This window comes from Rosistilla ulvae, from assembly GCF_007741475.1.
GTDB lineage: Bacteria > Planctomycetota > Planctomycetia > Pirellulales > Pirellulaceae > Rosistilla > Rosistilla ulvae.
This window is the reverse complement of record NZ_CP036261.1, coordinates 5,394,571-5,418,455: the sequence shown is the minus strand read 5'-3', so window position 1 is coordinate 5,418,455 and position 23,885 is coordinate 5,394,571. Positions and strand designations below refer to the sequence as shown.

Annotated in this window: 18 protein-coding genes and 1 tRNA gene; 7 read left to right on the top strand and 12 right to left on the bottom strand. The window is 58.6% G+C overall.

What is annotated here, in order from left to right:
• Positions 1-35: 35 nt before the first annotated feature.
• From EC9_RS19115 to EC9_RS19105, 3 genes are all read left to right on the top strand, one after another.
• Positions 36-2,558 (top strand): DUF3656 domain-containing U32 family peptidase, encoded by a 2,523-nt coding sequence (locus tag EC9_RS19115; protein WP_246105771.1) that lies wholly within the window; start codon positions 36-38, stop codon positions 2,556-2,558.
• A gap of 450 nt (positions 2,559-3,008) precedes the next feature.
• Positions 3,009-3,965: a DUF1559 domain-containing protein gene (locus tag EC9_RS19110; RefSeq protein ID WP_145347739.1), complete on the top strand. Its 957-nt coding sequence runs from the start codon at positions 3,009-3,011 to the stop codon at positions 3,963-3,965.
• Positions 3,966-4,117: 152 nt separating this feature from the next.
• Positions 4,118-4,561, top strand: coding sequence for a hypothetical protein (locus tag EC9_RS19105; protein ID WP_145347737.1), 444 nt, complete (start codon positions 4,118-4,120; stop codon positions 4,559-4,561).
• Positions 4,562-5,048: 487 nt separating this feature from the next.
• On the opposite strand, the gene EC9_RS19100 is transcribed toward EC9_RS19105, so the two are convergent.
• The 10 genes from EC9_RS19100 to xseA all read right to left on the bottom strand — a co-directional run bounded on the left by EC9_RS19100 (position 5,049) and on the right by xseA (position 17,735).
• Positions 5,049-5,121, bottom strand: a tRNA-Lys gene (locus tag EC9_RS19100).
• 107 nt (positions 5,122-5,228) lie between these two features.
• Positions 5,229-9,251, bottom strand: coding sequence for a hypothetical protein (locus EC9_RS19095; protein ID WP_145347735.1), 4,023 nt, complete (start codon positions 9,249-9,251; stop codon positions 5,229-5,231).
• 232 nt (positions 9,252-9,483) lie between these two features.
• Entirely contained in the window at positions 9,484-10,419 is a 936-nt protein-coding gene (locus tag EC9_RS19090) for an AAA family ATPase (protein WP_391556733.1), read from the bottom strand.
• Positions 10,420-10,463: 44 nt separating this feature from the next.
• Positions 10,464-11,714 carry a hypothetical protein gene (locus EC9_RS19085; protein ID WP_145347731.1) on the bottom strand — a complete coding sequence of 417 codons (1,251 nt, stop codon included), beginning with the start codon at positions 11,712-11,714 and terminating at the stop codon, positions 10,464-10,466.
• A complete protein-coding gene (locus EC9_RS19080) occupies positions 11,711-12,484 on the bottom strand; it encodes a DUF4129 domain-containing protein (RefSeq protein ID WP_218934261.1) in 774 nt (257 codons plus the stop codon). Before EC9_RS19080 ends, EC9_RS19085 begins: the two co-directional genes overlap by 4 nt.
• A gap of 134 nt (positions 12,485-12,618) precedes the next feature.
• A complete protein-coding gene (locus tag EC9_RS19075) occupies positions 12,619-13,557 on the bottom strand; it encodes a hypothetical protein (protein WP_145347728.1) in 939 nt (312 codons plus the stop codon).
• Positions 13,547-14,527 carry a stage II sporulation protein M gene (locus EC9_RS19070; RefSeq protein WP_145347726.1) on the bottom strand — a complete coding sequence of 327 codons (981 nt, stop codon included), beginning with the start codon at positions 14,525-14,527 and terminating at the stop codon, positions 13,547-13,549. Before EC9_RS19070 ends, EC9_RS19075 begins: the two co-directional genes overlap by 11 nt.
• On the bottom strand, positions 14,524-15,516 hold the full coding sequence (locus EC9_RS19065; RefSeq protein WP_145347724.1) for an RDD family protein: 993 nt from the start codon (positions 15,514-15,516) through the stop codon (positions 14,524-14,526). The genes EC9_RS19070 and EC9_RS19065 overlap by 4 nt, the downstream gene beginning before the upstream one ends.
• Positions 15,517-15,740: 224 nt before the next feature.
• The gene (locus EC9_RS19060) at positions 15,741-16,319 is read right to left on the bottom strand and encodes a 2Fe-2S iron-sulfur cluster-binding protein (RefSeq protein WP_145347722.1); all 579 of its coding nucleotides are present in this window, start codon (positions 16,317-16,319) and stop codon (positions 15,741-15,743) included.
• Between the two features lie 162 nt (positions 16,320-16,481).
• Positions 16,482-17,735, bottom strand: a complete 1,254-nt coding sequence (gene xseA / locus EC9_RS19055) for an exodeoxyribonuclease VII large subunit (RefSeq protein WP_218934260.1) — start codon at positions 17,733-17,735, stop codon at positions 16,482-16,484.
• Positions 17,736-18,112: 377 nt separating this feature from the next.
• On the opposite strand from xseA, the gene dapA reads away from it, so the two are divergent.
• From dapA to EC9_RS19040, 3 genes are all read left to right on the top strand, one after another.
• Positions 18,113-19,003 carry a 4-hydroxy-tetrahydrodipicolinate synthase gene (gene dapA / locus EC9_RS19050; RefSeq protein WP_145347720.1) on the top strand — a complete coding sequence of 297 codons (891 nt, stop codon included), beginning with the start codon at positions 18,113-18,115 and terminating at the stop codon, positions 19,001-19,003.
• A gap of 246 nt (positions 19,004-19,249) precedes the next feature.
• A complete protein-coding gene (locus EC9_RS19045) occupies positions 19,250-19,582 on the top strand; it encodes a hypothetical protein (protein WP_145347718.1) in 333 nt (110 codons plus the stop codon).
• 127 nt (positions 19,583-19,709) lie between these two features.
• Positions 19,710-20,435, top strand: coding sequence for a hypothetical protein (locus tag EC9_RS19040; RefSeq protein ID WP_218934259.1), 726 nt, complete (start codon positions 19,710-19,712; stop codon positions 20,433-20,435).
• A gap of 187 nt (positions 20,436-20,622) precedes the next feature.
• Here EC9_RS19040 and EC9_RS19035 read toward each other — a convergent pair whose 3' ends face one another.
• Complete coding sequence (locus EC9_RS19035; RefSeq protein ID WP_145347716.1) at positions 20,623-21,003, bottom strand: DUF3127 domain-containing protein; 381 nt, start codon at positions 21,001-21,003, stop codon at positions 20,623-20,625.
• A gap of 264 nt (positions 21,004-21,267) precedes the next feature.
• On the opposite strand from EC9_RS19035, the gene EC9_RS19030 reads away from it, so the two are divergent.
• Positions 21,268-22,860, top strand: coding sequence for a C25 family cysteine peptidase (locus EC9_RS19030; protein WP_218934258.1), 1,593 nt, complete (start codon positions 21,268-21,270; stop codon positions 22,858-22,860).
• A 1-nt stretch (position 22,861) separates the two neighbouring features.
• On the opposite strand, the gene EC9_RS19025 is transcribed toward EC9_RS19030, so the two are convergent.
• A complete protein-coding gene (locus tag EC9_RS19025; RefSeq protein ID WP_145347712.1) occupies positions 22,862-23,863 on the bottom strand; it encodes an AAA family ATPase in 1,002 nt (333 codons plus the stop codon).
• Between the last annotated feature and the right edge of the window lie 22 nt (positions 23,864-23,885).

Sequence of the window (23,885 nt, the reverse complement as noted above, 5' to 3'; positions counted from 1 at the left end):
TCCCACGCCTCTGTCCCCAACCGCAAAAAGCTACCTTGTCCACCTTATCGCCCGATCGCCCCGCGCCCCTGCCTCCCGAACTGCTTGCTCCGGCGGGCGACATCGATTGCGTTCGCGCGGCGATCGAAAACGGTGCCGATGCTGTCTACTTCGGCCTCGACTGTGGATTCAACGCGCGGGCTCGGGCTCATAATTTCGGCCCCGCCGATTTGCCCGAGGTGATGGATCTGCTGCACAGCCGCGGACTGGCGGGTTACGTCACGCTAAACACGCTGATTTTTCCCAGCGAACTGCCGGCGATCGCCGACCTGTTGCGACAGATCTCCGACGCCAACGTCGACGCCGTCCTCGTGCAAGACCTCGGCTTGGTTCGCTTGGTCCGGCAACTGGTTCCCGATCTGCCGATCCACGCTTCGACGCAGATGACGATGACCAGCGCCCAATGCATCGACGAGATCGAATCGCTGGGGATCGAACGCGTGGTCGTCGGCCGCGAACTGTCGGTCCGCGAGATCAAGGCGATCGCGCAGAAGACGACGATGCCGTTGGAGTGTTTTATTCACGGCGCGCTGTGCGTCGCCTATTCCGGCCAATGTCTGACCAGCGAATCGCTGGGAGGCCGCAGCGCCAATCGCGGCCAGTGCGCCCAAGCCTGCCGTCTGCCGTACGAGCTGATCGTCGATGGCCAGGACCGCGATCTCGGCGACCAAAAGTATCTGTTGAGCCCGCAAGATCTGGCCGGATATGCGCTGATTCCCGATCTGATCGATGCTGGAGTCTGTTCGCTGAAGATCGAAGGGCGTTTGAAGACGCCCGAATATGTCGCCAACATCGTTCGGCATTATCGCAAAGCGATCGACGACGCGATGGCGGGCCGCGCGGTCCATCTGACCGAGACCGAAGTCCGCGAGATGGAGCTTTCCTTTTCGCGTGGCTTCTCGCCGGGCTGGCTGGAGGGTTGCGAGCACAAGCGTTTGGTCCCCGGGCAGAGTTCCGCTAAGCGTGGCGTCCGTGCGGGAACGGTGATCGCAACGAATCGTCGTGGCGTGATCGTCGACGCCGAAATCCCTCTGAATCGAGGCGACGGGGTCGTCTTCGATGGCGATCGAGATCAGCAAGCCGAACAGGGCGGCCGGCTGTTCGATGTCCGCGCGTTGGATCGCGAGGATCCTTCGCGAGTCGAGCTGCAGTTCGGAACCGGGGCGATCGATTTTGATCTGCTGGAACCGGGCCAAGCGATGTGGAAGACCGATGATCCGAAGCTGAACCAGAAGCTGAAGCGAAGCTATTCGCAAACCGATCCGGTCCGCCGGCGTCCGCTGCGGATGCGCGTGACCGCCGCAGTCGATCAACCGCTGCGCGTCGTCGCCGAAGCGGCTGGCATGGTGGCTGTCGAAATCGAGTCGGACCAACCGATGCAGGAAGCACGCAAGCACCCGATCGACGAAGCAACGCTTCACGCCCAGCTGGGCCGGATGGGCGGGACCGCGTTTGAATTGGCGGCGCTTTCGGCCAAGATCGTCGGCCGTCCGATGTTGCCGCTGAGCGTGTTGGGACGGTTGCGACGCGAACTGGTCGCGGCGCTGGAAGCTCAAGCGATCGCGCGGCCGCCGCGGCGATACTGTGAATCGGCGCTGACCGATCTGCAGCGAAGCGTTTCGGAAACGCAAGCCGCAGCAGCGAGCGAAGCTGGCCGCGTGCCGACGCTGCACATTTTGTGTCGCACGATGGACCAAATGCAGGCGGCGATCGACGCCGGGATGCGAGACCTGTATGCCGATTTCCACGACATCCGCGAGTATCGTGGTGCGGTGGCGATGGCGCGGCAGGCCGATGCCAGGATCGTGCTGGCGACGCCGCGGATCCAGAAGCCCGACGAATACGGGCTGTTCCGCGCGATGCGACGCCATCAGCCCGATGGCTACCTGGTTCGCAATTTGGCCGGACTGAGATACTACCGAAACGAAGGCTTCCCCGTGATCGCCGACTTTTCACTGAACGCGACCAACGAAATCTCCGCCGATCATTTGATCGCGCAGGGAGCGACGCGGATCACGCCGTCGTACGATCTGAATCGGCAACAATTGACCGAACTTATCGAAGCGGTTCCCAGCGGATGGTTGGAGATCGTCGTGCATCAACACATGCCGATGTTCCACATGGAGCATTGTGTCTTCTGCGCCGTGTTGTCGCCCGGGACGAACAAGACCAATTGCGGCAGGCCCTGCGATCGGCATGTCGTTCATTTGCGCGATCGGGCGGGGATGGAACATCCGCTGCAAGCCGACGTGGCTTGTCGCAACACGCTCTTCAACGCCGCGGCTCAAAGCGCGGCAGAGATCGTGCCGTCGTTGATCTCCGCCGGCGTCGCGGCGATGCGGATCGAGCTGTTGGAAGAAACGGGGCCCGAGATCGCGCGAACGATCGAACTGTATCAACAGCTGTTGCGCGGCGAGGTGACCGGAAAAGATGTCTGGACGCAATTGCGAGCCAGCAACCGCGTCGGCGTCACGCGCGGCACTCTGGAAGAACGCCGCAACCCGCTGACGATTCTCTAAATCGCGTACGACAGAAGCTCTGCCCTACATCGATACTTAGGAAAACTCAACATTCGAATTGTTGGGTATACGGAGTGTGTAGTTTACCATGGTTTGTCTGTCTATATATCGGCAGTGTTGCTGTGAAGGGGATCATTTGTGCGGGCCGGTTTGGTTTGTTTATCATGGTAACTTGAAGGGTTTGCGGGAAATCTGTAGATTCACCCTTCTTCATGTGTAATCTGGCACCCAAGTCAGCTTGTGTGTGTCAATTATCTTTCCGCAAAACGGTGCTCCGATTGAACCGCTGCAGGTTCGGAAATTAGATCTCGCGCGTTGTCGATTCGATATTCGATCGAAATGTAGCGCATTGGAGTTCGCTGTTAGCTTGGTTTAACAATGTATGAGTTTGGTGGAGGGTTCGCGCTGCGAGCACTCGACCATTCGGAGATTGCCAAATGATAAAGTCGATTGAAATCGAACGGCGGCCTGCGATCGCAGGGTCTTACGCTGGTTGAGTTGTTGGTGGTGATTGCGATCATCGGGATCTTGGTGGGGCTGCTGTTGCCGGCGGTCCAAGCGGCACGTGAGGCCGCTCGGCGAATGCAATGCTCTAACAATCTGAAGCAGATTGGTTTGGCAATGCACAACTACCACGATACGCACCTACGTTTTCCTCCCGGAAGTATCGGGACGGCTTTCACATCGTCGTCGACCGATTTGGACAACAAATTTGGACCGTTGGTTCACATCTTGCCCTACATCGAGCAAGGGCCGTTGTACGATCAGGTCGACTTCAACGTCAGTTTTTGCGCTCCAGTGAACCACAAGATTGCCGCGACGCGGATCGATGCCTATCTGTGTCCTTCGTATGCCGGAGAGGAATCGGGTAAGGATCAGTTCTATCAATATGGTGGCTCGAATCCATCATTCGATGCTGTGATCAGTAACTACTTAGCTGTTGGCGGCTATCATCCGACCGGGCATCAGAATTTTAAGTCGACGACGACTCTGGGCGATTCGAGTCGCTACGGGATGTTCTTCGCGAACAGTAAGACTCGGATGGCAGATGTCATCGATGGCACCTCGAATACCATGATGTATGCCGAATTCCGGCCGACGATTATGAAGGATATCGGTTGGTCCACCTGGAAAGTCAACTCGCGCTGGAGTCCTTGGGTAGGCGGGATCTATTTGGAAGGTAGTGGCTCGACACGGGGCACGCGGTATGGACCCAACCAATTGACGCCCTATACCGGCAATCAAGCGAACGATTGGACTTTGTTGCCATTTAGTTCTCAGCATCCAGGCGGGGTCCAAATCGTGATGGCCGATGGAAGCGTTCGGTTCGCTGCGGAGACGGTCGATATCCTCACTTGGCGCGCCATCAGCACAAAGGGCGGGAACGAAACGGTCGCGCCCTGGTAGCGGAGCGTGCAGCCTCACGTTGTCACTTGCTTGACAATCGGTATGGAAATCAAGAGTAAACCGTTGCTGGCAGTTCGTGGACAACGAACTGCCAGCCGGTGTTTTGCGCACTTTAACCTATTGCAATTGAATCGATAATGAGAATAGAACGCTTGTCTAAAACTTGGCTCGATGTTTGTGTCGCGGCGACCTGTTGTGTTGCGCTGGTGGGGTGTGGTCCTTCGGGGCATCCTGGGCTGATCCCGGTCTCGGGCAAGGTGACAATCGATGGAGAACCGTTGCAGACGGGGACGGTTGAATTTATTCCCGACACATCCAAGGGGACGACCGGTCAGGTTGCCTTTGGCCAGATCGGCGCCGACGGTTTCTTTCAATTGCGGACTTTTGAGCCGAACGATGGAGTGAAACCTGGTTCCTACAAGGTCGGCATCCAGGCGATGGAAGTCGTTCCATTTGACCCCGAAGCTCCTGAGCCTCCGTCGGACAAATCGCTCATACCAACACGATGCGCCGACGCCATTACTAGTGGATTGACGGCGGAGGTGAAGCAGGAGTCTAACGAGAAGCTCGATTTCGAACTGTTCAGTAAACCCTAACGGCGCCGTCCAGCGGGCATCTTCCTGTGGGCTGTGGTCAATTCGTCGATACTGCTAGGTGCGCAAGACCCCGTCGACAAGCTAATTCAGTGGGGGCTGTTCTCATTGAGTTCGAAGACTCGACGGTTTGATGGGCATTCGGTCAAGATCGGTAAGGCTTGCTGCGGTACTACCAAGCCACCGACGTCGGGGAGCCTTTCACGTTGCTCTGCGACTTGCAAGGGCCTCCGCTATCACTTCCCTGTCTGCGTTTTTCGCCTGCTATGTCTTGTTGGGCATGTCTGAGGTGAATGCGATGCCGCCCGAACCTTTTCCCTGTGACACGAAAAGGCTGAGCCCACAACTTTGGTGCTGAAAATCAGGTTCACGATCGCAGTGCGTGTAGGCTGTGGCGCAGACTCGCGGGGGCTGGCTTTAGAAAGGGCACAAAAAAACCCAACGTTTCCGGCTGTGGACAGCTCGAAAACGCTGGGAATAATGCCTGAAGTGCCCCCGCAAGGGCTCGAACCTTGGACCCGCTGATTAAGAGTCAGCTGCTCTACCGACTGAGCTACAGGGGCATTCTTTTTAGCGAGGGTGAGTTTACCAATTTGTTGCCAGCCTGCAAAGCCGTGTTTCGGGCAATGTCAAAAACTTTGGAGTGCACGACTTGGAAAGGTCGATGCGGTTATTCCATGTGGGGCAGGCGGCGGCCCTGTCGGTTGGCTTGTTCGAGTTGTTCGATCAACTCTTCGGCCGTTGGGAAGGTCGCGGTGATCGAGATCAGTTTACGATCGTCGACCTCATCGGCTTCGCGCTGCGCGATCACGTTGTCGACCTCTTCTTCCAACGACGCCAGCCATGCTGGCAGATCGAGCCCCGAGCCCGAAGGGTTGCGGGTCATCACTTCCGCCTCTTGGTCCAACAGTTCGAAGGCGTGCGAGTGTTGTTGTTTGTCGGCGTCGTTCATCGCCAATTTGATCAGAGCTCGCATCCGGTCGATCGTCATCGGTTGGATGAACCGCTCGCTGATCCGATCGGCGACCGTAGGCATTCGCATCGCGTACTTGTTCTGCAGTTCTTGCAGCTTCACCAGGTAGAGTTCCGATTCGGAGCCGATGCGTTCAGCCAACGAGCGTCGCCAGGCGGCGGCGGCGGAATCGAAACCGCTGCGGACCAGGATCTCATGGGCCCACATCACCGGTCGCAAGTTCCAAGCGATGCGGTCGTATCGAACTCGCAATCGCAAGAAGTCCAAGAACATGTAGATCAGGTCGCCGCGATCGCTTTGCGTCGTCGTGCTGTTGTAATCGCGATACTCGCTGTGATGATCCAAGATCGATTCGAAGACGATTTCCAGGTGTTGTTCCGCCTTGTTCAGCGGCAACGAATTGCCCAACGCTTCGACCAATGGCGTACCGACGAGGGCGTCGGGATCTTCCATCAAACGCTGCAGCCAATTTTTAACGCCTTGATGCAAGATCGCCCGAATATTCCCCAGCTTGAGGAACGATTGGGTGAAGATCGGGTCGCCGTATTCGCGAATGAACTGGACCAGTTCGTTCCACGACCGCTCGTCCGATGCGGTTTCCAAAACCGATAACCGCAGCGTTCGGCTGTGGGCCAGCCAGCTGCCGAGCAGGGTTTCGGTCAGTTTCTCCAGCAGAGAAATCAGTTCGCCGGCGTCGTCATGTTGCGTTTCATGCCATGAACGGACGGTGTCGACCAGCGATTGAACCATGCTGCGGAAACCAAACCCAAACAGCGAATCGAATTCAGTCACCGCCCCAGGGCCAACCGGATTGTGATGTTCCATCAACCGAGCTGTTTCGACCAATTGGCAGGCGAGCGCCATGTGTCCTTGTCGGGGGAGCCATTGCAACAGATGGGTCAACAGTCGACGTCGCAACCGAGTCGTGAAGATCTTGACCGGGTCGCCACCGCGGGCTAGCGGAATGTACAGCAAGCTCTTGGTCTGGATCGCTCGCAGCACGTCGGGGAATTGTTTCTTGACGTCTTCGCCGCGGCCATCGATCAATGCGGAGAACATCTGGATCACTTGCTGATCGTCGTCGCTCATCGACGCCATCAACGAGGCCGCGACCGAATCGCCCCCCGGTTCGGCGCCGAGCGATCCGGTTAGGACCCGCCGCGCATCGGAGGTTTCCACCGCGGTGCCGATGATCCGTTCGATCAACGAATCGCGGACCATCCGCCGGCGATCGTAAGTGCTCATCGAATCGTCATCCGCACCCCCGGTGGGAATGCGGTAATGTTGAACCGCTTCGAGCAGTTCAAGCAATCCGGCTCGGTTATTGGCCGCATGTTGAGTCCATTGGGACATCAAATCGATCCGCCGGCGAATCAGTTCATCGTCCTTCTGCTCTTCGGCTTCGGCGTGTGCGATACCGCGGAAATCGGCGGCGATCACCCACAATCGCGACAGCGAGGTGAGGAAGCTGAGGTGTTCAGCAAGGCGGCGCGATTCGGCTTCCAGTTCATCCTGGCTGCCATCCCCTTCCTCGAACACGGCCCCTTCGAATCCGTCGTTGGTCGTGTCTTGGTAGGTTACGTTTTCGTAAGCGGCATCGAATAGGTCTTGTTGGTCTTCGTCGTCATCGCCATCTTGGTCGAGCGCTTCGAGTTCGCGATCCCAGTCGCGTTTTCGTGTCGAATGTTCGCCCAGCGCGAATTGCGGTGGATGCCAGAAGTCTTCCGCGTTGGCTTCCAGGAAATCGAAAAATTTGTGGACCAATTCCCAAGGACGCTCGGTGCCCGGTTTGGATCGATCGCCGCGACGCGCCGTCTGTCGCAGACTGGCCAGCCAGCGTTCGGCGATCCGTGCAAAGGAGCTGTTGCCCCGTTCGAGACCGACTTCCGCCGCGTTCCCTAACCAGTGCATCAACAGGGCCATCGAGGCGACGAAATCTTCCCGTTCCAACAGCGCGCCGATCACCAGCGCGTAAGCTCGCGGTGAATCAAAGGCTTGCGCGTGGGGGGCCCAGAATTTGACATCTCCCGCCGACGCGCCACCGCGGTGCCAGACACGCAAAGCGCCGGCGACCAATTTCGCCGATTCGTAGGTTTCCAATGGGTCGGTCGCTTCGAGGTCGGCGACTTCGTGCGCCGCGAACTGTCGCCACCACATCGCTGCATCGCGGAACTGGCGGTCCAGCAGTTCAAAGCTGGGCTGGTCGTCGACCGCCGCCGCTTCGCTCCAGACCCTTGCGGTGTAGCCGAACAATTGTTCCATCAACGCGATTAATTCGTCGACGCGGTGGTCGTGAACGGCACTGTCGGGACCGAGGAAGCGGGAGAAATTCCCTGCGAATCCGATGATGTTCCAAGGGTCGACCATCGCACCGCAATCGATGCCGCGGTGGACCAGATCCATCACTTGGGCCGGGACTTCGGCCGCGGTCGCCAGGTCGCCTTTATGCAGTGCTCGCAAGCCTTCGGTCATCGCGCAATCGATCCGGCTCTGCATCCGCGCGTTGGTCACATGCACGACATCGGTTTGTCGTTTGGCAGCGTCGGGAAATCCCATTCGGGCGTACAGCTTGGCCAGATGGACGTGCTGTAATTGGATGGCTCGCTGGCGGGCCAACGACGCGTTGAGGTGTTGCCGCGCGGCGCCAAAAGCTTGGTGCCTGACCAAGGCTTCGGCTTTTAAACGCTCGCCGTGTGGACCGCTCATGTTGTTCAACAGGTAGTCGTAGAACGCATCGCGAAATTGAGCGATCTCCGGACAAAGCGTCGCCAGGGTGACGGTCGAGCTGTGAGCCGACGGGCCCCAGCCACTGATTCCCGATGCCATCAAGATCGTGCCAGCGAGGACAGCCGCCGCTTCTTCGGCCAGTTGTTCTTGGGGCAGGTCGCTCGCTTCGCTGACGCGACTCTGCAACGCATCGAGCGTCACCTGTTGAACGAGAAAACGTCGATAGCGACCTTGGCTGTCGATCGCGTGCGGATCCCAGGTGCCGAAGTGATAGTTTGGTCGCCGGTTTACCGGGTGATCAAAATCGTAGGCGCGGGGATCGTAGGCGAGTTCCGAGAGCAGGCTGACATCAAAATAGGCCGCTCGCAAAATCGATTCGTCGGTGTCGCGGAGGATCTCCAAAGCGCGTGCGAGCACGTCGTGGTAACGACCCGACGCAACGCCCACCCCGTCGATATATAACGGGATCGGTGCGAACCATTCATGGGGATAGGGTTGGCAGCGGCGATTTTCCAGCGTCGCGACGGGACGGTATCCGACGCAGTTGTTCAGGGTGGCGATCGCTCCGCTGACGATCCGGTCGGTCTCTTCCCAAGGGCCCCCCTGTTGTAAGACCGCTTCGATGCAGCGGCCCAGGAAAAAACTGTTGATCAGGACTTCGGGGGGCTGATGAAACAGCAGATCGCGATGGAAATCGATGTAGGCTGGCAGCAGGTCGCTCCAGACCAAACGGACGACGGTGCGAGCCTGTTCGACGCTGGCAAACGCGCTGCTGGAACCTTCGAGCTCGCCGAGCGCTGTCTTGATTCGATCGCCCAAGTTGATCCAAGCGGCTTGGCTGAACAGCGGATCGGTCGCCTGAGACGGTTGGCACAATTGGTCGATGTTCGCCAATGTGTGCGGATCGCTGGCCCCTGAAGAAAAGTTCAGGTACCCGGCGATCTGGCGGATCGCGTCGTCGGCATTCGATGGAGTCGGTTTCTGAAGAGGCATGGAGGACAATCCGTTGATCGTCGCAGCCAAACATTGCACCAAGCAATGTCGACTGCTAGGAAACGCAGCTTGCCCACAATCCTAGGATAAGTGTGGGGTGCTGGTCTAGGCGGGGGAGAAAGGTGGGTGTTCGCTGTGGATAGCGGCAGGGGGGCGTTGGTTTGCCTAATTCGGGTAACAACGGTGGGGAGTCGCGCGGGATGGGGCGTTTGAGGTGGGTGGTTGTGGGCGGTCAGCTGCGCGGCACTTCGACCGAACGGATCAGCGCGGTCAATTCTTCGTCGACGCGGCGCCCTTCGACTTCTGCTTCGGCGGTCAATTGCACGCGGTGACGCAGTGCCGGCAACACGACTTCGACCACATCGTCGGGCGTGGCATAGTCGCGACCACCAAAGGCCGCCAGGGTACGAGCCGATTGCATCAATGCGATCCCCGCCCGCGGTGAAGCACCGATGTGAAGCGAGGGCCAGTTGCGAGTCAGTCGAACGAGGTTGTTGATGTAATCGACCAAGGGATCTTCGATTCTCACTTGGCCACACAGCGCGATCAGGTCGCGAATCTCTTGAGGCGACGTGACTGTGGCGACTTCGTCGTGCAGTCGTTTGTTGAGGTCGATTTGTTTGCTGTGCATCCGCAGGATCTCGGCTTCCTGTTGGCTGCTGGGGTAATCGATGATCAATTTAAACATGAATCGATCGAGTTGTGCTTCGGGCAGGTTGTACGTCCCTTCGCTCTCCAACGGGTTCTGCGTTGCCAGAACCAAAAACGGTCGCGGCACCTGATGGCTGACCCCGTCGATCGTGACTCGGTATTCCTGCATGATCTCCAGCAGAGCGGCATGCGTTTTGGCGGGGGATCGATTGATCTCGTCGGCCAGCAACAGTTGCGTGAAGACCGGACCGGGATGGAACCGGAACTCCGATTCCTTCATATCAAAGACCGGTGCACCGGTGATGTCCGATGGCATCAGGTCGGCGGTGAATTGAATCCTTCCGAAATCGCAGCCGAGCACTTTGCCCAGCGTGCGGACGAACAGCGTTTTGCCCAAACCTGGGACGCTTTCTATCAGGACGTGCCCATGGCTGAACAACGCCGTCAGCGTGCCCAGTACCAATTCGTCTTGGCCGACATAAAGTTTGCTGATCTGTTCGGTGATCTTTTGGTAGATCTCGCGGGCGCGTTCGAAGCGTTCTGCGGTCGGAGTGGTCTCGATCAATTTGCATCTCCTGGTGGTTTATCTTCTGGGGCGGGTGCGGTTGGCAGCACCCAAGGTCCCGATTCTTCGCCACGAACCTGTACGAAGTATTCGGAAATTCGTTGCCGCGCATAGTCGGTGTCGCCGCTGCGTTGCAGTAATTCGGCGACGGCGGAGACATGTTCGCCGAAGTCGCCCGTTGCGGGAGGGGGCAATCGGCGGGGCCGACCAAAGATCGGCAACAGTGCTAGGATCGCGATAAACCCTAGCAATACGACATGCATCGTCGTCATGCTGAGCGGCCATTGCGTCAGCAGTTCCATCCCGGCGGCCAAGTCGTCGTCGGAATCGCCTTGGACGCGCGCTCCCATCATGTCGGTCCGAAGGAAACCGACATCGCTCGGCGGGCCGGTCTGTTTTATCAATCGATCGGCCAACGCGCGGTTTGCCGGTTCGGTAAGCGATAGGTTCAGTAGACACTCCGCCGTGCTGAGGACCAGGACCTGGGAATCGGGCCACCGTTCGCTCTTCAATCTCGCTGCCAACGTATCGCCCGACGCCGATGTCAGCAACGGTTCCATGGTGACCGCTTCATCCTCGTCGACGGTGTCGATACGAAACAGGCCGGTCGACAGCTGGCTGTCGGTGTCGGGATCGAAGGTGCGGATCGTCGCTCGCGTGGTCAGGCGTTGGGGGAGCGGGTCGATCTGTTCGGCCCAGGGGCCACCAAAATCTTGGGCCGTCGTGTAATGGGACTGAAAATCCAATGTGAACCATCCGTTTGAGAACGAATTCGTGGTTCCTATTTGCGGCTGAGACTCCGCGAGGACTTCCGTTCTCGCTTGACGCCGACGATATTCCAGCCGTTGCTGCGGTGGGGCGTCGGCCATGGCCTTTCGCCAGTACATCGGTTCGGTCGAATCGAAACCGCGGGCGACAAAGACCAGCGTCCGGGGAGACTCCGAAAGCCATCGGTCCAGCCACGCGGTGGCGCGGTGGCTGGGAACTTGTTCGGCATCGGGAAACCAGACGATCGTATCGAGTTGATCGGCGGCGTTGGAGAGCCGTTTGATCGTCTGTGTATCCCAGTCACGGAGCGTATACATTTCACGAAACGCCGCGGTCCCGTTGATGCTTAGCGTGCCTTGATGCGAGTACGAATAGCCGTACGCAGTGATCATTTCCCGTTGGCGAGTTACGCTCGCGTAGATCGAACCAACGATCAAGACCAGGGTGAACAAGCCCCACGGACCCCATGAACGATTCATGCCGAGTCCCCCTTGCTAACTGTCTGTTCGACGGCGGCGTGGAAGCGGTCGAGTTGAGCCCAACAGCTTTGAAAACGTTGCCGCGTGATCGTGTGGTCGCCAAAGAAGGCATCTTCGAAGGCGTGGATCGTGGAGTGTAGGATCTCTAGCAAGTCGTTCGACTGGCGAATTTCACGCAGATATTGTCGGTTGGTTTTGCCGCGCGCCAACCGAACCAATTGGTGGCGATCCAATTGGACCAATTCGTGGCTGAACAGATAGATGATCGCTTCGTTGTAACGCCCCGCCTCCATCAACCGCTTGGATTCGTTCAAAAGATTCGATGCCGGTTGGTTGATCTGGACGGGCAATCGTTCCAAACGCTCGGTCGTTTCACTCTCCTCTCGTTCGTCATCGGCCATGCCCGAGCGGCGGAAGCGGTGCTCGCGTTCGCGGAGCATGAACGCATATCCAATTGCGGCGACGATTAGTAATACGAGCACCGCCAGCACCGACCACGCGACCACTTGCCCCAACGCTTCGAGGATCGAATTCAGGTTGTTGGAGCCTTGGGGCTTGGGAGGTCCCGATTGTTGGTACCCGCTGGTCCGCGCGGCGACATCATCCTCGGACGCATCGGTACTCTCGACCGGAATCGCCTTGATCCGGTCTTCGTCTCGATCGTACCAGGGAGGATCGCCCAGCGCGTGGATCGCCTGGCGCCCAATCGCTTCGGATGTTTGATCGTCGGCGGCGGGGATTGCGGAGCTTGGAGATGCGGGTTTTGCCATCGCGGTTGATGCAAGCAGGGAAACGAGCATCACGACGCGCAACGCGTGACGGCAGTGCGTTCGGTTGGGGAAGCGTCCCCGCGTGACAGACCGTGCGGTGCGAATCCGGTTCGCTATCGTGGGGCGAGCGACGTTCATTGGCTGGCTCCGCTGGTCGCCAGTTCTTTCTCGGGGCTGCCGAATTGTCGGATCGCTTCGGCCCCGATCGCCAGCCCGACATCCCAGCCTTCCAGCCGGATGCGATTGTCCAGGTAGCACAGGAAGCGAAACAGCACGCTGTACCCGGCGACGATCCACATCGCGGCGGGGACGTAGACCAATTGAGCCACCAAATTGAACGACCAACGCTGTGCAAAGACACCCTGTAGGAAGATCAACGCAAAGAAGAGCGAGGTGGTGAGCATCATCGCCAGCAGCATCATCGTGACAAAGCGGTTGACCGAATCGCCGGTGACAGGCGCGTGGAACAGATGGCTGCGTTGAGCGTAGGTCATGCGTCCCGATTTACCACCGCGCAACGGGCAACGTTCCAGCAGCAAGATCTCGGGGGCGTGCGGTCGGAAGGCGCGGATGCAACCGACGAACATCAGGATCAGCATCATGAAAAAGACGGCCAGCCCGTCGGCATCGCCAAGCGACCAAGCCCACATCAACATCAGCACGGCGGGCAACGGCCCCCGCAGTATTCCCAGTTTCCAGACGCACCGGTGCCAGCTTGCCGCCGCCTCGCGAGCGACATCGCGCCAGGTAGGTCGTTGTTCGAAAACGGCTTGGCCGATGAATAGCGTTGCGAAAACGCCCGCCAACGGTGCCTCCAGGAAGATCAGCGAAGCCATCAGGAAAACATATTCCAATCGCCACGCAAATGTCTCTTCGTCGGCGATCCCTTCAAATTCCGATTCGATCGGCAGCCAACCGATCAGGGCAGCATTCAGGATCGCAAACGGCAGCGCACCGGCCGCAAAGGCGACGCACAGCGGAAAGAAATATTGACGCATCAACAGCAGCGCCAGATCGCACAATTCGCTGCACGAGCGCGGCCGAACGACGACATGCGTGCGATCAAGTTGCATCGATGCCTGCCCTGGGGAATCCTAAAACGACGAAATAAAATGTCATGGCGCCGCTGGACAGGATCGCCCACATCGCCTTGATCGTGTAGGGGAGCGGGCTGGGAGACAAAAAGCCTTCGGTGAATGCGGCCAGCGTAAACAAGACCGCCGCTGCGGCGATCACCGGAATCGCCCGGATCGCACTGACCTTCAACGAATCGGCGCGACACAGGCCGGCGGTCGAAATCAGCCCCATCCCCAATCGCAAACCGGCGGCGGCGGAGAGCACGATCGCGGTCAGTTCAAACGGTCCGTGAGCCGTCACAAATTCAAAGAAGTTGTCGCCGCCGGTGGTCGACGCACGGGCCATGTATCCAAAACTGGTCCCTAGCGCAACCGCGTTGTAAGCCAACGTGAAGATGCATGGGATAATCAAGATGCCATACGCAAAACACTTCAGGCCGATCCCGGTGTTGTGGCGAATGTAGAAGCTGGCCATCATCACGTAATGATCGACGCCGGCGTTAAGCTCCTCTGCGAAGTTCGTCTCCATCTGTTCCAGCTGCGCCTGGCCGACGACCTGCGCCGGGAAATCGGGCAAACGTTCTTCCGACATCCCCAACAACATCGCCAGCCAGAACAGTCCAAAAAACAACAGTGCGCAAACATGAACGCAGGGGTCGGCGAAGATCTGCTGGGGCGCTTGGCGGACAAACATGTCGACCGATCGGGACAACGAAAAATTACGGCTGCGATAGAGTTGATTGTGGGCGCGGCCGACCAATCGATGCAGATATTCCACCGTTGCCGGCGGCAGTTGATAGGCTTCGGCCAACGCCAAGTCGGCGCAGGCGGAACGGTAGAGCGAAGCGAATCGCGTCGCGCCGGCCGCTTTTTCTCGCGTCCGACCGCGCGCTTGCATCTGGTCGCACAGCCGTTCCAGTTCTTCCCAGCCGTGGCGACGCTGTTCCAGCAGAGCGACGATGTTCATGGTGTGGAGTCCTGGGGCGTGGAAGGATCTTGATCAGCGATCGGTGTAGCATCGATCGGGAGGGCGTCGACCGATGGGGTTGCGTCCGACGCAACGGATTCGGCTGGCACCCACTGGGCATCCTTTTGCAAAGGGCTGTACCCGGCCAGGGGTTGCAGGTCGACATCTTGGTTGCGTCCGTCGGCCAGATAGGTTCGCCAATACAAGGCATACAGTAACAGATCGTGGTCGAGGTCTTCGCGGAATTCGAAACGCTCGGCGAGCGGTAGGGCCAAGGGGGTTGCGAGTTCACGCCGTCGTTGGGGCGATAGGAACAAGCGACGCTCGGCGTACAAAGCCAAGACTTTGGCCAACGAAGGACTCACCCGATAGTCGGGAGGAATGAAGCTGGCCAGCGCCGGGACGCGCGTATCGTCGACATGAGCGACGGGCAATTGCCACCCTCGCTCATCGATCACCACCATCGTGCCGGCGGCCAGATCGCCCAACCGCTGCATCCGCCGTGTACAGATCATCACGACCAATGCCACGATGCCCGTGGGGATCATGTAGACCGGCGGTGCGTCGGCGGCAAAAAATTGCAACGAGACCGGCGGAGCTAAATCGGCAACGCAGATCAGGTTTCGTAGCATCGCATGAACACCGCCGATCGGATGCCCCGAGACGGTGACGACACGGATCCGCATCGCCATCTTGCCGACGGTGCGTCCGTTGAACCAGGTCTCCATCGCGACGCCGTAGAACCACCAGACCAAGAACCAACCGACGTTGATCGCCGCGAATCCAGCGATCCCGGCCAATTGGCTGCCGGTCAAGCCTGCGAACAATGTCACGGCGAGAATCGCTAGCAAGATGATCAGGAATTTGATCACTAGGTCGATCAAGAAGGCTGGCAAGCGACGAAAGGGACCCGCCAATTGATACTTAAACGCAATGTTTTCAGGCGTCACCACTTCGATTGTCGTATCAAGTGGGGCGGACTGGAACATTGGCAAAGCGATCGAATGTGGTTCGCGGGCTAGCAGCGCAAGGTGTTTCTCATTCTAGCAATTTTCACCTTAAAGCAATCACCGGTCGCTGACAAACCATCGAGGCTCTGCGATCCCGCGCGAATCGCTTTTCTGCTTGTGGTATCCGCCGGCACGCGGTCGCGAATAGGTCGCCCCCGAAGCAAGGAAAGCAGGAACGTTGGAGCTGCGACGATTGTCGCGGTTCAGGAATGCATTGCCAGTTGGCGATCGCGTGCCAGTTGCAGCAGTCGGGCTTGGTTGACGCGAGCGTGTTCCGACATCGCGGCGCGATGCCGCCGAGGGCTCGCCGAAGAAGAGCCCGCCGCGGATTGCAGTGATCGAATGACCGAGCGGCTGGAGCGGAACGGTGTCGCTGGAGTCGCAGCGATGGCCGGTTGATGTGGTTGGCGAGGCGGGACTTTGGGCGTTCGCGCGCGAGCTCGGGGATCGAGAACTCTGACGGGGCTATCCAAGTGTTGCCCCCAGACGCCTCCAAATTTTTCGACATCCAGGTCGCCGTGAACCGAGCACTGGCAAGCCAATCGCAATCCCGCTTCGGCGGTGTGCGGGGGCAGACGCAGACGAAGTGCTTCGAGTTTGGTGGGCCAGGAAGCGCTGCCGCGAAGTTTTACGGCGCAGGTGCCACAGGTGCCCATGCCGCGACAATGGGTGAACCTCGCCAGAGGGTGATACAGCGGCAGCTTGGCTTTCATTAAGACACGGCGCAGGTTGGCCCCAAGTTCGCATTCAATTTGAACGCCGCCGAAAGTGACGATGGGCATACTGATTTCCTGGCCGACAAGTTTAACGAAGGGTGCATCCAATTCTGGAGTGCGATGGCGCGTTTGCAAGCCGCGATTGCGATCGATGCGGGATATGACGCCTTCAACGAAAAGGGGGCCTAGGTCGGCTTGGTTTGGCCGTCCTTGCGACCGCTCTTGTGGCTATTTCGGCTTTGTCGATTTGGAGGTGACTGTGCTGTGCAGTGTCCCATCGACGAGGACGGTTTGAATCGAATCGCCAGGCTGAACCTGATCGACCGATTGCACCAACTTTGCCGCGTCGGCCGTTTGCGTGACGCTGTAACCGCGGGCGAGCACTTTCAACGGCCCGACGGCATCCAACAATTCGGCGGCTGAAGCGAGCTGTTGACGCATTTTTTCGACAACCGTTTGGATGCCGCGATTGAACCGCAATTCGGCTTCATCAAACCAGAGCGCCTGTTGCGTAATGCGATCGAAGGGGCGAGTGAAGACGGGGCGTCGCGACAGTTGTTCCAGCTGGGCCTGTTGATTGGCGTGCTTTTGAAAGATCCGCAACCGCAGATCGTCGGCCAGTTTGGTCAGTTCGTTCGATAAGTCGTCGCGCGACCGGACGACCAATTCTCCCGCTTCCGAAGGAGTTAGCGCCCGACGATCGCTGGCCAGATCGCTTAACGTGACATCGATCTCGTGCCCGATCGCGGAGACCAACGGGATCTTCGACGCGGCGATCGCGCGGACGACCCGTTCGTCGTTGAAGCACCATAGATCTTCCAGGCTGCCGCCACCGCGAGCGACGACCAAAACATCCAACGCCGGTTGGATCTTATGGGCCGCTGCGATTCCAGCGACGATTTCGGCAGCCGCTTCGGCCCCTTGGACTTTGGTGGGGATGATCAGCACGTCCAGATCGGGCCACCGTCGCTGTGCGACCTCTAGAAAATCGTGGACCGCCGCGCTGGTCGGACTGGTCACCAGACCGATTCGACGTGGAAAGCGAGGCAACGGCCGCTTGCGCGCTGGATCGAACAGTCCCTCGGCCTGCAGTTTCTGCTGCAGCTGACGGAGTGCGGTTTGCAGATCGCCGACCCCGCGCAGCTCGACTCGGCGGATCACCAATTGATATGTGCCGCGCGCGCTGTAGACGTCGACGTCACCTTGGCAAAGGACCGATTGGCCGTCCTGCAAATCGAACCGCAGCCGTTCGGCTGCGCTGCGCCAGATCACGCCCCGAACCTGGCTCTGTTTGTCCTTGAGCGTCAGATAGACGTGACCGCTGTGAGGCCGCGCGATGTCGGTAATCTCGCCAGCGACCCAGATGTTGCGGAACTGGCCCTCGAGCGTCTGTTTGACTTGGTTGTTCAGCTGAGTCACCGACAGCGCCGAAGGCTTGGCGTTGGCAGTGCTTGGATTGGATGTGTTCAATGGATCGCTCAAACAGTGGTTCCATACCCGGTGGGGCGCTTGTTTTTCTCGCAGGCTATTGCAGCGGCGGGGAGGCGTCAATCGATCCGAATCGACTTTCGTTTGAAGGAATCGAGTCGGCGGGGGAAGGCTGGTGAAAGAATCGTTTCGATTTTAACGAACCGGGGACAGGGGGCGGTGTCCTGATAGATTCAGCGGTGAGGATCGGCCGACTGACGGGGGCGGGGCGGGGCGCCGAGCAGCCTCCCGGGGCGAGTGCCCCTTGGACGCCGTGCCCGGGTTGCTTTATCCTGCTGGGGTGGAAAGTGCCATTGGCCGAACTTCTAAGATTTGCCCACTGCAACCAAACGATACAAATTCTTGGTGACTAGGTAGGATTGACGCGAAAGATGACTCAACGCAAAGGTTCCGATTACGCAGGACTGTCGGTAGCAATCGTGACCCCGTTCCGCGATGGCGAGGTCGATTATTCGCTGTTGCGCGAGCAGGTCGAATTTCAGATCGCCGCCGGCACCAACTGTATCGTTCCTGTCGGCACGACCGGAGAATCCCCCACGCTGTCGCACGATGAACACGAGCGAGTGATCAGCGAAGTGATTCAGGTGGTGGCAGGCCGTTGCAAAGTGATGGCGGGAACGGGCAGCAACAGCACGGCCGAAGCGTTGCGTTTGACGCAGCGGGCCGAACGCGAAGGGGCCGACGCGACGTTGCAGGTGGCACCCTATTACAACAAGCCGATGCAGGAAGGGTTCTATCAGCACTTCAAGGCCGTTGCCGAAGCGGTTTCGATTCCCGTCTGCGTCTACAACATTCCCGGTCGCACCGGTAAGGTGATCGAAGCGGAAACGATCGCCCGCTTGGCTGAATTGCCAGGGATCACGATGGTCAAGGAAGCGACTGGTTCGTTGGACATGTGCTCGCAGATTCTCAACCAGACCGATTTGACAGTGCTCAGCGGCGACGACAGCCTGACCCTGCCGATGCTGGCCGTGGGAGCCGAAGGGGTGGTTTCGGTCGCGGGAAACATCGTCCCGGGCGATATGCGAGCGTTGGTGGAATCGTTTGCCAGTGGTGCGGCGGAGGAAGCGCTGCGGTTGCATCACAAACTCTTCCCACTGTGCAAAAACATGCTCGGCTTGGCGACCAACCCGATTCCCTTGAAGGCTGCGATGCGGTTGTTGGGACGCGATTCGGGGGAGATGCGGTTGCCGATGACACCCTTGGATCCAGCCTCGGAAGCTCAATTGGTGCAGACGCTCGAGGCGTATGGGCTGCTTTAGGGGCGGGCTGCAAGCAAGGTAGGGGTGAAAAAGCCCCCCCGAGTATCTTGAGCTGTTGCTTTCAGGCATCACATGTTGATGTGGTGCGCCGCAGGGTCGACTATTGGCTGTTTTTTTGTCGACCCGTCGCGCGGCGGGATTTCCCTATCGTAGGATTTTCCGTGGAGTTTGAGTTGCGTTAGACGATGCGACGCCAGCGAACTCCGTAGATCATGGGCGCACTCAACACTCAGCTCGGATTCCACGATGCAATGTCACGAATTGGCCGAACGTCTAATCAAACTGCAGCCACAACTCACCCCACACGAAGTGGCGCGGTTGAGCTTGTTGATCCTGAACGACGTCACCGAACCGAGCGAACTCGCCGATGATCAAGCGTTGTTGCGACATTGGAACAGTGCCTGTTTTCGGTTGCAGGCGGCATCGGATCAACATGCCGCGATGAGCGACGAACTGGATGATCTGGCTGGCGATGGGCCGATCAAGTTTGAACCCGAGCAGATCTGGACGTTGCTGCGGGCGATCAAGGTGCAGAGCCAGTTGTTGGACCTCTATATCGAAGAGCCTTCCTTGGTGTAGCGACACCCTACGATTGAGTGGCAACCGCGTGCAGGCTACATTATTCGCCATAGAACCCAAGAAACGGTTCGCTACGGCGAATTGAAGCAAGAGCACTTGGTCCCACCCATCGAAAAGGAAGTTGCGAATGAGTAGCGACGAAACGAACACCGATCACCCACCACAAGCTAAGAAGTCGCAGAGGATCTATTTAGTTCCGTTTCCGAAGTTCATCTTTATGTACCCCACGTTGCTGATCTCCCTGCTCGCCTGGGCAGTGTTGGCAATAAAAGGTTTCAAAACTGTCAATCCCGACGATTCGCTGCCGGTGATGATGACAGGCATCTTTCTGGGAGTGCTGGCTCTGAACACGTTTGTGATCGTGTTCGATTTTCCCCGAGCCACTTCGCTGACGCTGATCTTTATTCTGACCACGCTTGCCCTTGGCGGCTGGATGGCGGTTAGCATGAAACCCAATCTGTTGCCCGCCGTGGAAAGTTGGGTGATGGCGCTGCGACCGGCTGCCAATTCAACCTTCTTTGGCTGTATCAGTGTTGCGATGTTGTTGATGTATGTCGCGGTCTTCGTCAGCGTGCGGATGAATTATTGGGAGCTTTCCAACAATGAATTGCTGCATCACCACGGGATCTTGAGCGATCTGAAACGTTATCCCGCTCCGCAGTTGCGAGTCGACAAAGAGATCAACGACGTCTTCGAGTTCATCTTGTTGGGAGCGGGGCGATTGATCCTGCATCCAGCCGGTGAGACTCGTGCGATCGTGTTGGACAATATTCTGTTTGTCGGCAACAAAGAGAAGTTGCTGACTCAGGCTCTCGGATCGATCAAAGTCAAGATCGGCAACGATTCGGCCTAAGGTCGCGATGTCACTGAGCTGGCATCTTCCGGGAAAGAGAGTTCCCGTCGCAAGTAGAGACGCCATTGGGCTGGCGTCTTGGAGAATGAGAGACGCCGTTCTGCCGGCGTCTCGCGTTTGTTCTGAAATGATGATCGGTGCAGGGGGCGCCGACGGAGTGTCGTCCCCATGCGAGCGCCGTTCTGGATTAGAACGGCACGTCGCCTTCGTCGTACGAAACTTCCGAGAAGGCATCGTTTGCGGATGCCGCGTCGCGACCACCCGCAGCGGGTGGGTTGCCAACCGCTTTGAAGCCCATCGCTTCAGCGCTCAGGAAGTACTTCACTTCGCTGTTGGCATCCTTCTGCCACTTGCGGCCGTTCAGCCGGTAATTGACCTCGATCTCGTCGCCGACGTTCAGATCGTTGGCCAGGTCGCAATTGTCGCGGGTGAATTCCAGGGGGACGTAGTTCGTAAAGCTGCCGAAATCTTGGCTCAGCACGACCATACGCTTGCGAAAACCCTTGGCTCCGTACGTCTTGGTTTCTTCGACAAGGTGGACAATGCCTTTAACTTTTGCTTCACTCATAACACGGCTTCCATCACGGACGTTGCGAAATCTTCAACTCTGTCAGTACCCCTGACCTTCCCTGCTATCCTAGCGGTAATCTCGCCCGATTTGAACCGGTTACGGTGGTCTCCCCCACGAGAAGTCTCTTTACTTTTGGAAAGCTAAGCCGGTAAGATCGACTTTGCGTTGCTGTGCCCAGAGCGGTTTAGGTAGACGCTATTTCTCGCATCCCCCCAGCGGATGTGCGACTCCAATCGATCCTTTTCGTCAAAAGGCAAATGCATGCTCTCGCGAACGCTCGCCACGCTGCTTGCACTCACGCTTGTTTCGACCGCCGCGGCCCGCGACGCGATCGTCGTCTGTGCCACCGATCTACGGCCGGCAATCGGCCCGTGGGTGGAGTATCGGCAGAGCCAAGGGGTGACGGTGCACGTCGTCGACAGCAAGCCGATGGTCGGCGATGTCGTCGCCGATCTGCAGGCGATGGTGGCTGCTAGGGGGCTGCGTCCCGAAGCGGTTGTCATTTTTGGCGACTGCCGAATTCAGGGCCCACGTTGGCCGGTCGATCCCCGTCGACATGTTCCCACGCACCACCTGGCCAGCCCCGTGGCAGCCTCTTTGGGGTCGCTGCCGACGCTGGCGACCGACAGTCTGTACGGCGATTTGGATGGCGATGGAGCGCTCGATGTGCCGGTCGGTCGGATTCCGATCGCACGGGGCGATCAAGTGGAATCGTTTGTCGATCGGGTGCGTCGGTATGAAGCCAGTCGTCATTTCGGTCCATGGCGACATCAGGTCGACCTGACCGCGGGAGTCGGCGGGTTTGGGCTGTTGATCGATGCGGCGATGGAATCGGTTGTCCGTGGCATCCTGACCTCCAATCTCCCCTCCAGCATTCAGACACGCGTTACGTATGCGAGTCCAACGAGTCCGTTTTTTCCCGGGGCGAAAAACTTCTGCCAAACCGTCGTCAACGGTTTTAATGGTGGCGGCCTGTTTTGGGTTTACGCCGGTCATGGTCACGTGACGCAATTGGATCGGGTGCCAGCAACCGCCGCCGGGACGCCGATCTTGGACGACACAAGTGTTTCCCAGTTGAAACGTCCCGCGGAGCGATCGCCGATCGCGTTGCTGTTGGCTTGCTACACCGGGGCCTTCGATGCGCAAGACGATTGTTTGGCGGAGCAGATGTTGTTGGAACCGGGAGGGCCGATCGCCGTCTTTGCTGGTTCGAGGATGACGCTTCCCTATGGGAATGCGATCATCGCAACCTCGTTGATCCAATCGTGGTTTGAATCGCGTCCCGATACCCTGGGCCAAGTTTGGCTGGAGACTTCGCGTCTGGCGGTCAGAGAGCCTGGGCAGGGGGCCGTTCCTGGCATGCTCGATGCGATGGCGGCGATGCTCAGCCCGACGTCGGACCGGTTGCCGCAGGAGCGGTTGGAGCATACGCGGTTGTACAATCTATTGGGCGATCCGTTGTTGCAGATCTCGCATCCCGAGGTGGTGTCGCTGGAATGTCCGGTGAGTGCTCCGGCGGGAACCGAGATCACGGTCAACGGAACGGCACCTCACGGCGGCAAGTTGACACTGGAGCTGCACCGTCGCGGCGAACCGAGTCGCGATGAGTTGCGGCATCTGAGCGAAATCGATCGGCATCGCGCGGCGAGCGATTCGTTGTTGGAGAGGACCATTTGCGAGGTTGAACCGGGAGAGTTTGCGGTTCAATTGAAGCTTCCCGCGACGTTGACGAAAAGCTCGTTGGTGCTGGCTCGGATCGAATCGGAAGATCGATATTCGTTGGGGACCGATCGGATCCTGATCGATCGGGAATCGCGAGAAACACCGGTCGTCCAAGCCGCTTCACCGCGGTAGTTCAGTCGGCCTTTTCGGCAACCTTCTCCAGGATCTCTAGCAGCACGCGATCGGGTTCGATTCCTTCGGCTTGGGCTTCGAAGTTCAGCAGCACGCGATGCCGCATCGCGGGTAAATAGACGCGCCGGACATCTTCAAAGCTGACGTTAAAGCGGCCTTCCAGAAGTGCGCGCACCTTGGCGGCCAATGCCAACGTTTGGGCTCCGCGTGGACTGCTGCCCCAGCGAACGTATTGGTTGGTGATCGGCGTCGCCAGCGGTCCGTCGGGATGGGTCGCCAGGACCAAGCGGACGATATAATCCTGGACGTGTGAGGCGAGGATCACTTCGCGAACCAGGTGTTGCCAGCGAATGATCTCGGCGCCATCCATGACCTTGGTTGGATGGACGGTTTCACGGCTGGTCGTCCGCTCGATGATCGTCGCCAGTTGTTCGCGCGTGCTGTAACCGACGACCAGTTTGAACATGAACCGGTCCAGTTGGGCTTCGGGCAGCGGGTAGGTCCCTTCTTGTTCGATCGGGTTCTGTGTGGCCAAGACAAAATACGGCTTGTCCATCGTGTAACGGGTGCCGCCGGCGGTGACGGTTCCCTCCTGCATCGTTTCCAGCAACGCGGATTGCGTCTTGGGGGTGGCACGGTTGATTTCGTCGGCCAGCAGGATTTGCGTGAAGATCGGTCCGCGTTGGAATTCAAAGTTCTTTTGCCCGTCACGTTCGACGATCATGTTGGTGCCCAGGATATCGGCGGGCATCAGATCGGGCGTGAATTGAATCCGGCTGAACTGGAGGTCGAGCGTTTCGGCGAGCGTGCGAACCAGCATCGTCTTGCCCAGCCCAGGGACCCCTTCGAGAAGGCAGTGTCCGCCGATCAGCATCGCGGTCAAGACACCGTGAACGATGTCGTCGTGGCCGACGATCACGCGGCCAATCTGCTCGCGTACCGCAGCGTATCTCGCCTGGAATTCTTCCGCTTGCTGCTGCATCGAATCTGCCAAATTGCTCATGCGAAATCGTTCCTGGAGTCGG